Annotated in this window: 7 protein-coding genes; 1 reads left to right on the top strand and 6 read right to left on the bottom strand. The window is 69.4% G+C overall.

Annotation, left to right across the window (positions count from 1 at the left end; all coding sequences use genetic code 11):
* Nucleotides 1-65 precede the first annotated feature (65 nt).
* From B3G12_RS08300 to B3G12_RS08285, 4 genes are all read right to left on the bottom strand, one after another.
* On the bottom strand, nucleotides 66-1,196 hold the full coding sequence (locus B3G12_RS08300) for an NAD(P)/FAD-dependent oxidoreductase (protein ID WP_186366768.1): 1,131 nt from the start codon (nucleotides 1,194-1,196) through the stop codon (nucleotides 66-68).
* A gap of 141 nt (nucleotides 1,197-1,337) precedes the next feature.
* Nucleotides 1,338-1,640: a putative quinol monooxygenase gene (locus B3G12_RS08295; RefSeq protein ID WP_012397129.1), complete on the bottom strand. Its 303-nt coding sequence runs from the start codon at nucleotides 1,638-1,640 to the stop codon at nucleotides 1,338-1,340.
* Entirely contained in the window at nucleotides 1,637-2,185 is a 549-nt protein-coding gene (locus B3G12_RS08290) for a type 1 glutamine amidotransferase domain-containing protein (protein ID WP_202975512.1), read from the bottom strand. The genes B3G12_RS08295 and B3G12_RS08290 overlap by 4 nt, the downstream gene beginning before the upstream one ends.
* Before the next feature lie 225 nt (nucleotides 2,186-2,410).
* Nucleotides 2,411-3,163 (bottom strand): zinc-binding dehydrogenase, encoded by a 753-nt coding sequence (locus tag B3G12_RS08285; protein WP_244944894.1) that lies wholly within the window; start codon nucleotides 3,161-3,163, stop codon nucleotides 2,411-2,413.
* A 135-nt stretch (nucleotides 3,164-3,298) separates the two neighbouring features.
* On the opposite strand from B3G12_RS08285, the gene B3G12_RS08280 reads away from it, so the two are divergent.
* Nucleotides 3,299-3,526, top strand: coding sequence for a hypothetical protein (locus tag B3G12_RS08280; RefSeq protein WP_244944893.1), 228 nt, complete (start codon nucleotides 3,299-3,301; stop codon nucleotides 3,524-3,526).
* 210 nt (nucleotides 3,527-3,736) lie between these two features.
* Here the strand turns inward: B3G12_RS08280 and B3G12_RS08275 are convergent, their stop codons facing one another.
* Nucleotides 3,737-7,345 carry a bifunctional proline dehydrogenase/L-glutamate gamma-semialdehyde dehydrogenase gene (locus B3G12_RS08275; RefSeq protein ID WP_145011819.1) on the bottom strand — a complete coding sequence of 1,203 codons (3,609 nt, stop codon included), beginning with the start codon at nucleotides 7,343-7,345 and terminating at the stop codon, nucleotides 3,737-3,739.
* A gap of 258 nt (nucleotides 7,346-7,603) precedes the next feature.
* Complete coding sequence (locus tag B3G12_RS08270) at nucleotides 7,604-9,694, bottom strand: glycoside hydrolase family 15 protein (protein ID WP_144941385.1); 2,091 nt, start codon at nucleotides 9,692-9,694, stop codon at nucleotides 7,604-7,606.
* Between the last annotated feature and the right edge of the window lie 137 nt (nucleotides 9,695-9,831).

Here is a 9,831-nt window from a genome sequence, read left to right as displayed (position 1 = left end):
CACACGGGCGCACTCGACCACACGGCTCCGACACGATCCCGACCGCCGTCATGAAAGACCGGGGGCTAGCCCTGGGCCTCGCCGAGGCGCGCTTCGGGCGTGAGCTCGGCGCGGAGACCGCCGCCGGTCGCAGCCCGGGCAAGAGCGCGACCCAGTGCAGGTGCCTGCTTGAACAAATTGTGACCGGCCACGAAGAAGACAGAGTCTGCCTCCCACACGGCCACGCCGTCCTCACTCCACGGGAGGTCGGTCACCCAGCAGTGGAGGAAGTCGCGCGGCTCTGGGTGGAGACCGGGCAGCGCCCGTGTCACGTATTCGCGTGCGCGTTCGTCCAGCGATCGAATCGCCGCCGGGTCGATGAAAGTTCCGTCGTCGCGGACGCCGACGGTGTCGCTGAGTCCAACCGAATAGCTGCTGTTGCCCGGTAGCGGTGTCGCGTAGACGCCGACTTCGCCGAAGACGCCGCTGCTGTCCTGCAGGCACGCGACTCGTGCCGGGGCGGCGGCTTTCACGTCGAAGGTCAGCCGTACGTGTGCGGCGAGGCGAACCGGCAGCGACAGGCCGACGCTGCGTGCCAGGCGGGCGGTTTCGCGGCCGGCGCACACGACCACCTTGGAGTAGACAGCCCGGTCGGTGACGCTGCGCACCTCGACCGTCCCGTCGGCGAGGGGATCGATGGAGATGACCTCACCGGTGGTGACCGCATCTGCGAGGGCACCCGTGAGTGCCTTGATCGCGGCGCGGGTGCGGATCGCGCCGCCCGACTCGTCGAGCACCGCTGGCCCCGAGTACCCAGCGAGCAGCGGCATCCGCTGGGCGACCTCGGCCGCGTCGATCTCGTGCGCTTCCACGCCGCCGACCTGGTCGAGCACCCGCAGCCGCGCCAGGGCGCTGTCTCCGATCGCCAGGACACCGTCTGATGAGACCAGCTCGACGTCGAAGTGTTCGGCCCACTCATCCCATACCCCGCGGCTTTCGCGCGCGAAAGCGACGAGTCGCGGGTCGTCGTGGGCATGCCGGAAGATCCGCGACTCGCCTGCGGACTGACCCGTCCCGGGCAGACCAGCCTCGTACAAGCGCACCGGCACGCCCTGCTCCTGCAGCGCGTACGCCGTCGACAGACCGATGATCCCGCCCCCGATCACTGCTACCTCGGGTGAACGCGTCGTGGCAGCGCCGTCGTCAGTTCCTGTCATCGCGGTTCCTCGATCTGTTGGTGATTAGCGATAGGCCGCAAGAGAAGGGGCCGCTGCCACGACGTCAGCGGGCTGTGTAAGCCCGAAGTCACCGCGCGCAGCGACCCTTCCTCTCTGGGCCAGTACTCCCGGTCTGTGGTGTCAGGCGGGGAGCTTGGAGCCCAGGACGTCGAGCTTCTCGATCGTGGGCTCGCTGAACAGTTTGCCGGTCTGCTCGCCGAGAGCGGTCGCAACTGCGCCGGACAGGTGCGCGTCGCGGCCGGCGTCATCGGGGAACACGTCGAAAATTCCGAAGGAGGACGGACCGAGACGGATCGCGAACCACGCGACGGTGGCCGGTTCCTCCTCAACGAGCCCTCGCCCGATGCCGAGGAATTCCTGGACCTCGTCTTCCTTGCCGGGCAGGGCCTCCAGCCTGACAAGCAGTCCCTTGGTCACGCTCATGACATCACCTCTTCCTGGGTCGAATTGCTCGCAAATTGCGTCACGATTGTATCGCAGAACACAGGCAGGTCATCGGGCGAGCGGCTGGTGATCAGGTTCCCGTCCACCACGACGTCCTGGTCGACGACGTCAGCACCGGCGTTGCGCAGGTCCGTGCGGATGCTCGGGAAGGACGTCAAGGTGCGGCCTTCGACCACACCGGCCTCGATCAGCGTCCACGGCCCGTGACAGATCGCCGCAACGGGCTTACCGCTTTCGACGACCTCGCGGACGAAGGAGACCGCGTCGGGGTCAACCCGGAGGTGGTCGGGGTTCACCGTGCCGCCCGGGAGAAGCAGGGCGTCATAGTGGGTGACAGAGGCGTCCGCGACCAACCCGTCAACGGTGAACGTGCCTGCTGCATCCAGATCGTTCTCACGCGTCTGAATCTCACCGTCATGGATCGACAGCACCTCGGTCTGTGCGCCGGCCCGCTCCAGTGCCTCGCGGGGCTGTTCGAGCTCGACTCGCTCGACCCCGTCCGCGGCGAGGATGGCGACTCTCATGCCCTATAGCGTCTCGGACATATCAGCTCGCCTTCTTCTCCGTCGACATCCCGGGCTTGATGAGGACCTTCGTCCAACCCTCGGACCTGGCGTCGAAGTTCTTGTAGGCATCGGCGGCCTGGTCCAGCGACCCCCTCGTGGGAGACGATCCACGAGGGGGTCGCCTTGCCGGCGGCGATCAAGTCCCGCAGCTGGCGGTTGTACCGCTTGACCGGGGCCTGACCGCTACCCATGGTCTGACCCGTGAACCAATGCGTGCCGAAGTCGATGGCCGCCTTTCCCTGCTTGGCGCAGGTCATCCTTGCTTCCGGGGCCCTGGGGGACGAACACGCCGACGGTGCCGATTCGTCCGGTGAAGCGCACCGCGTTGATGAGCATGTTCAGGGTAGCGGCCGTGTCTTCGTTTCCCTGGGGATCGTGGGCCTGGTAACCCACGCATTCGCAGCCCCGGTCGGCTCCCAGCCCCATCGTCTCGTCGAGAACGGTTTGCACGGGATCGACCTTGGAGTCATCGATGGCGATCGCGCCGATCTGCTCGGCCAACGCGAGCCGGTCAGGGTGACGATCGACCACCATCACCTTCGCGGCGCCCTTGATCATCGCGAACAGGGCGGCCATCAGCCCGACCAGACCCGCCCCGGCGATAACAACACTGTCGCCCGGGATCACGCCGGCCATCTCGGTGGCGTGGTAGTCGGTGGGGAAGATGTCGGAGAGCATGACGTAGTCGTTCTCCTTCTCCTCCGCATCTTCACCCAGGCGCAGCGCGTTGTGATCACCGAAAGGCACCCGGAGCAGTTCCGCTTGGCCACCGCCGTACGGGTCCATTGCGGCGAACCCGTAGGCCGCACCGGCGGTCGACGGGTCGGGTTGCGTCGTCAGGCAATAGTTCGTGAGCCCGCGTTCGCAGTTCTTACAGAATCCGCACGAGATATTGAACGGCAGCACAACCCGGTCTCCGACCCTGACCTTCTCCACGCCACTACCGACCTCGACGACCTCCCCCATGTTCTCGTGGCCGAACGGGTCTGCTGCACGGATAGGTGACAGGTAGCAGTCCCGAATCCCGTCATGGGTCCATGGTGCAAGCCGCCAACAACTGGCCGAGCGACCATGGTGCCGCCGTCACGTGTCCTTCTAGCGCGGTGGGATGGCTACCACAACGACATCCCACTTCCCTGGCTGCGCGCCCTCGTGGCCGTCGTGACGGCGGCTCCGATCGCGTTCACCGACCTGGCCTGGCGCGGCTTCATCGGCTGGCCGCTGCTGGTGACGCTGCTCCTGGTGGTGAGTGGCGGGATCCGGCGCGGTCAGCAACGGAGGCACACCCACCGGATCTGAGGCCCGCGAAACGCCCCGTGCTTCGCGGTATCGCATCGCCCCTGCCGAGTCCGGGCACAGCACGAGCGGCGCCCCCGGTCCCCCGGGAGCGCGGCTCGCGTCCGTTCCGATGCCAGACCTCGAGAGTCCGGGGTCAGCAGCCGGTCCGCCCTGGAGCGCCAGGCGCCCGCGACCCGCAGGCCGCCGGGCGGCAGGCATGACGCCGCCCGGTCACCGCACCATCTCGTCCACCACCCGCTGCATGGACTGGCTGTGGTTGCCGAAGCGGTGCATGGTGATGGACACGGCCTGCTCAGCCAGCATGTACATCATCTCCACGCGCCCGGTGCCCACCACGTCCTCGGTGATCAGGGCTATGTCCGGGTGCTCGGCGCGCACCGCATAGAGGTCCTTGAGGTCCTCCTCGGAACCGCCCCACGGGGAGATCACGCGGACGCGGGCGCCGTGGCGGACGTCCAGGGCGTCGTCGCCGAGGACGCGCAGGTCCGAGAGCTGGCCGAGCGCACCCAGGGAGCCGCTGTCCAGGGCGTGCGCGAACTCGGCGTCCGTGGCCGGGTTCAGCACGGTGGCGAACAGCCCGTTCACGGCCTCCGGCAGGGACTCGGCGGCGCTGAGCACCACCTGCGAGCCGGAGCGCACCGCCGCGAGGCCCACGCGCAGGACGTCCGTGAGGGACGCACCCTCACGGGCGCGCACCGTCACGGTCCGGGGGCGGTAGCGGAACAGGTTGGCCTCGCTGCGCAGAGCCGTGGGGTCCTTGACCTGGCCGAACTCACGCTGCCACTCGGACTGGTCGGACTGCGCGGCACGGCGCAGCCACACGAGGTCATTGTCCGAGATCAGCGGGGTCACGGCGTCCAGCGCACGGTGCACGCGCGGGTCCAGGACCCATGCGCCGGCCGCGCCGCGGTCCGTGCTCGAGTCCGAGAACGGTGCCCGCGTCCACCGGCCCAGGAAGGCCAGGTAGTTCGGACCGCCGGCCTTGGCGCCGAGGCCCACGGAGGAGCGCTTCCAGCCGCCGAAGGGCTGGCGCTGCACGATCGCGCCCGTGATGCCGCGGTTCACGTAGAGGTTGCCGGCCTGCACGGTGTCGATCCAGCGCAGGATCTCGTCCGCGTCGAGCGAGTGGATGCCCGCCGTGAGCCCGTAGTCCGTGGCGTTCTGCAGCTTCACGGCCTCGTCAAGACTGTCCGCGGACATGAGCCCCAGGACGGGGCCGAAGCACTCGGTCAGGTGGAAGAAGGACCCGGGCTTCACGCCGGTGAGGATCCCGGGGCGCCACAGGCGGCCGGAGTCGTCCAGCTGCTTGGGCTCGATCAGCCACTCCTCGCCGGGCTCCAGCTCGGTGAGCGCCTTCAGCAGCTTGCCGGAGGGCTGCTGCACCGTGGGGCCCACGGTGGCCTGCAGGTTCTCGGGCCAGTCCACGACCATCGACGACGCCGCGTCCACGAGCTGGCGGCGGAAGCGCTCGGACTTCGCCACGGAGCCCACCAGGATGCCGAGCGACGCCGCGGAGCACTTCTGCCCCGCGTGGCCGAAGGCGCTGGAGACGAGGTCCCACACCGCCTGGTCACGGTCCGCGCTGGGGGTGATCACCAGGGAGTTCTTGCCGGAGGTCTCCGCGGTGAGCGGACGCTCCGGGTCCCACGAGGCGAACAGCTGCGCGGTCTCGTACGCGCCGGTGAGCACCACGCGCTCCACGTCCGGGTGGGAGATCAGCGCCTTGCCGGCCTCACCCTCCACGGCGTCCACGAGCTGCAGCACATCGCGCGGCACACCGGCTTCCCACAGCGCCTCGCACACCGCGGTGGAGCAGCGGCGAGACTCGGGGGACGGCTTGTGGATCACGGCCGAACCTGTGGCCAGAGGCGCCACGGTGGTGCCCGTGGGGATGGCCAGCGGGAAGTTCCACGGCGGGGTCACCACGGTCACGGCGTGCGGCACGAAGTCCCCGCCGTCCACGAACTCCAGCTCCAGCGCGCGGCGGGCGTAGTAGCGGCAGAAGTCCACGGCCTCGGAGACCTCGGGATCGCTCTGCTCCAGAACCTTGCCGGTCTCCGCACCGGCCACGGCCATGAGGTGGCCACGGCGCGCGGCGAGAATGTCCGCGGCGCGGTTGAGGATCTCGGCGCGCTCACGGGCGGGGGTGGCTGCCCAGTGCTTGCCGGCGGCCTTGGCGGTGGCCACGACGTCGTTCACGGCCTGCATCGCCTCGTCCGAGTCCTGGTCCATGTCCTTCAGCAGCTCGGGCACGGCCACGGAGGCGTACCATTCGCTGCTGCCGATCTTCTCGGCCAGGCCCCCGGCCCAGCGCTGGTTGGCGGGCACGGAGACGTCCGTGTCCGGCTCGTTGCGGAACGGCTCGTCCAGCGGCAGGGTGGCCTGCTCCCCCGCGGTCTCCGTGGTGCGGTCCTGCACGCGGCGCGGACCCGGGGCCTGCGGCTCTGTCTCCAGCTCGGCGAGCGCGGCCCGGAAGCGGCCCTCCTCGCGCTGGAACACCCAGTTGTCCGGACCCAGCTCGAAGATCCCGGACATGAAGTTCTCGTTCGCGGAGTTCTCCTCGAGGCGGCGCACCAGGTAGGACACGGCGACGTCGAACTCCGCGGGCTTCACGGCCGGCACGTACAGCAGCAGCTGGCCCACGTCCGTGGACACGGCCTCGCTCTGGGAGGTGGCCATGCCCTGGAGCATCTCGAACTCGATGCGGTCGGTGACGCCGCGCTGCCCGGCCAGCAGGTGGGCGAAGGCGATGTCGAAGAGGTTGTGACCGGCCACGCCCAGCCGCATGCCCTTCATGCGCTCGAGCTGAAACAGCCAGGTGAGCACGCGCTTGTAGTTGGTGTCCGTGGCCTGTTTGGACTCCGTGGTGGCCAGCGGCCAGCCGTGCATTTCCGCGTCCACGTTCTCCATGGCGAGGTTCGCGCCCTTGACCAGGCGGACCTTGATCTGTGCGCCGCCGTCCGCGACGCGCTGCCCGGACCACTCGGAGAGCCGCTGGATGGCGCCGAGGGCGTCCGGGAGATAGGCCTGGATGACGATGCCGGCCTCGAGGTTCTTCAGCTGGGGCTTGTTCAGCAGCCGCTGGAACACCTCGATGGTCAGTTCGAGGTCCGAGTAGACCTCCATGTCCAGGTTGATGAACATCTTGCCGGTGCCCTTGGTGGCGGCCGTTTCATACAGCGGCAGCAAGCGCTCGACGACGCGCTCGGCGGTGCGTTCGAAGCCCCAGTGGGACAGCTGCGGCACCACGGAGGAAACCTTCAGGGAGACGTAGTCCACATCCTCGCGGCGCAACAGGCCCTCGGCGTCCGCGAGGTGCTTCTTCGCCTCGTCCTCGCCGAGCACCTCCTCGCCCAGGAGGTTGATGTTCAGCCGGTGACCGTGCTGCTTGAGGCCCTTCACGGACTTGCCGAACGGGCCCGGGCGGGCGTCCACGACCATGTGGCCGACCATCTGACGCAGACGGGTGCGCGCCGCGGGGACCACCACGGAGGGCAGCGCGCCGGAGAGCACGACGCCCGCCTGGATCTGGGCCCGGTCCGCGGCCGGCATGGACTGCGGGGTCAGCTTGGCGATGTCCTGCAGCGCCTTTGCCGCAGCCTTCGTGTCCTCCGTGCGGATCACGCGGTCCACGAAACCCACCGTGAACTCCAGCCCGTTGGGGTCCTGCAGCACGGCGGCGAGGCGGTCCTCGGCAGGGTTCTTCTGCCTGCTCTTGCGCTCGTTGTCCTGAGCCTTCTGCAGCCACGTGCGCACGAGATCCACGGCGGGATCTGCGAGCGAATGGGGATCGGATCCGGTATTGACGGTGCGTGCCATTGCAGCGCCTCCAAGAGTCTCGGCCCGGGGAAGGTGCCGAGGCATTCCCTCGGCCACCAGCCAAGTCTCACCGGGCCCGGCGTGGCTGGTCTCACCACGCTACCGTGGCGCGCGGCATCGCCAGTAATCTCCCTCACGGCGCCGTGCAACACACCTCACGCTTCGCACGACGCCGCCCGCGCATCTCCCCGGCCCGTCGTCCGGCAGCGGGCCACGCGGCGTCGTCGACCCCGGCGGCGCGCCCTGGAACCACCGCGCTCAGCCGAGCTCCGCCTGCAGAATGTCGATCACGCGGATCAGGTGCAGGTGCGCCTCGGCCTGCGGGAAGTTGCCCGTGGCGCGGTGCTGGGACGGCGAGTAGGTGGAGGCCAGCAGACCCAGATCGTTGGCCGTGGAGAGCACGAGATCCGTGACCCGCACGGCCTCCTCCGTGTGCCCGCACATGGCCAGCTGCTCCGCGAGCTGCAGCGTGGCGGAGATGGACGGGGCGGACTGCCCCGCGAAGCCGTCCTGGCCGATCGAGGACGCGAACGCCTCGGCGTCGTCCAGGTCCGTGAGCTGCGGCAGGTTGCGGTAACGGTGCAGCAGCCCCGAGCTATCGGTGAGCTCGGTGCGGATGCGTTCCACGGTGCCGAGCATGCGCTCGTCGTCGTAGGCCACGAAACCCACCATGGGCAGCTGCAGCAGGGAGGCGTCCACGTCCGTGGAGCCGTAGTACTGCACGAACGAGCCCACCTGGGGGTCGTAGCCGCTGGTCCAGATCTCGTGCGCGAGCTGGTCGCGGTGCTCCTCCCAGGTCTCCACGTCCCCGGGCAGGCCGTGGATGCGCACGGCGTCCACACCCGCCTGCATGGCGGCCCACATCATCACGCGCGAGTGCGTGTAGTACTGGGGCTCACCGCGCATCTCCCAGATTCCCTGGTCCTTCTCCTCGTAGTTGGCCACCACGGCGCGCAGCAGCGCCTGCTGCAGCGGCCACGAGAGGTGGTCCTCCTGCACACCGCGCCGGCGCAGCATCTCGAACACGCGCAGCACGTGCCCGGCCACGTCCGACTGGTAGTGGCTGCCGGAGGAGTTGCCGTCGCGCACGGGCCGCGAGCGCTCGTAGCCCGGCAGGTCCACCAGGCGCTCACGGATCTGGGGTGAGCCGTCCAGGGTGTAGATGTTGGAGGGGTTGTTGACGTCCCCGGCCACCGCGCGCAGCAGCCAGTTGCGCAGCTGGGCGGCCTCGCGGTCGTGGCCGTGGTCCAGCATGACCTCCAGCGCGGACGCGGCATCCCGGGGCCACGAAAGCCGGTGGTCCCAGTTGCGCTCCGCACCCACGACCTCCGGCAGTGACGTGGTGGGGGCGCCGATCAGCCCGCCCGTGGCCTGGTGCATCAGTCCGCGCACCACCAGCAGGCTGCGCCGGACGAGGTCCGCGGGCTCGTCGTCCGTGGCCGTGAGCGTGAACCCGCCCAGGGCGGCGCCCTCGTGGTGGGGGCGGTCCCCGTGACGACCCACGTCCCGTGCCGAGGGGCGCTCGGAGGTGTCGAGGTCCCCGGCGCCCGCACCGGAGGCGTGCAGCGCGGGCGGCTGCTCGTCCGGGTCCGTGTGGTTCATGGCCGCGGGATCCGTGAGGGGGTCGTAGGGCTCGTAGCGCTCTGTCCACTCCTGCCACAGGTTCACGGTGGCCGTCAGCGTCTCGTTCACGTCCATCGCCTCCGGGGGCACGCCGTGGGACGGGAACCACGTGAGCGTGAAGTCCCGGGTCTGACCGGCCGCCACCGTGAACGAGCCCGCGTGGCGGCGCTTGGTCTTGTCCGGATCCGCCTCCGGCAGCGGATCGCCGTGGAAGACCACGGAGTCCGGACCGGCCATGCCCACCAGCACGGACTCGGCCTCGGCGTCCTCCGACTCGTCCTCGAGCACGTCGAAGCGGCTCAGCCACGGCACGGACGAGCCGTAGTTGAAGCGCAGCCGGAGGTCCTGGAACATCTCCACCTCACCCGTGAGGCCCTCCACCCGGCGGATCAGCTCGGTGCGGGCGTTGAGCGGCATGAAGTCCGTGACGCGCACCGTGCCGGTGTCCGTGGACCACACCGTGTGCAGCACGAACGTGTTCTCCGCGTAGAAGCGCTCCACCGCGATCACACCGGGCAGGGACATGTCCACCGCGGCGTCGTCGTCCACCGCGCAGTACGGCGCGAGCAGCCAGCGTCCGTGGTCCGGGGTGCCCAACAAAGCCGCGAACAGTGCCGGGGAGTCGAAGCGCGGCACGCACCACCAGTCCACCGACCCGTGCCGGGAGACCAGCGGCCCGCTGCGCATGTTGGACAGCAGGGCGTAGTCCTCGATCTTTGAAGCCATGCCCCCAGAATCTCACGAACGCGCGGGCGGCTCACCTCGCACGGGACACTGGCCGTGCGGCCGATGTGGGCTGGGTGGTTCCTCGATACGGTGGGTGGTTCACCCCGTGCCGGTCGGGTTCGTTCCGGGCCGGCCGG

The sequence above is a fragment of the Kocuria sp. UBA5001 genome, from assembly GCF_002398425.1.
GTDB lineage: Bacteria > Actinomycetota > Actinomycetes > Actinomycetales > Micrococcaceae > Kocuria > Kocuria salsicia.
The sequence above is the reverse complement of the archived record's forward strand: the minus strand, read 5'-3'. Positions and strand labels throughout refer to the sequence as shown.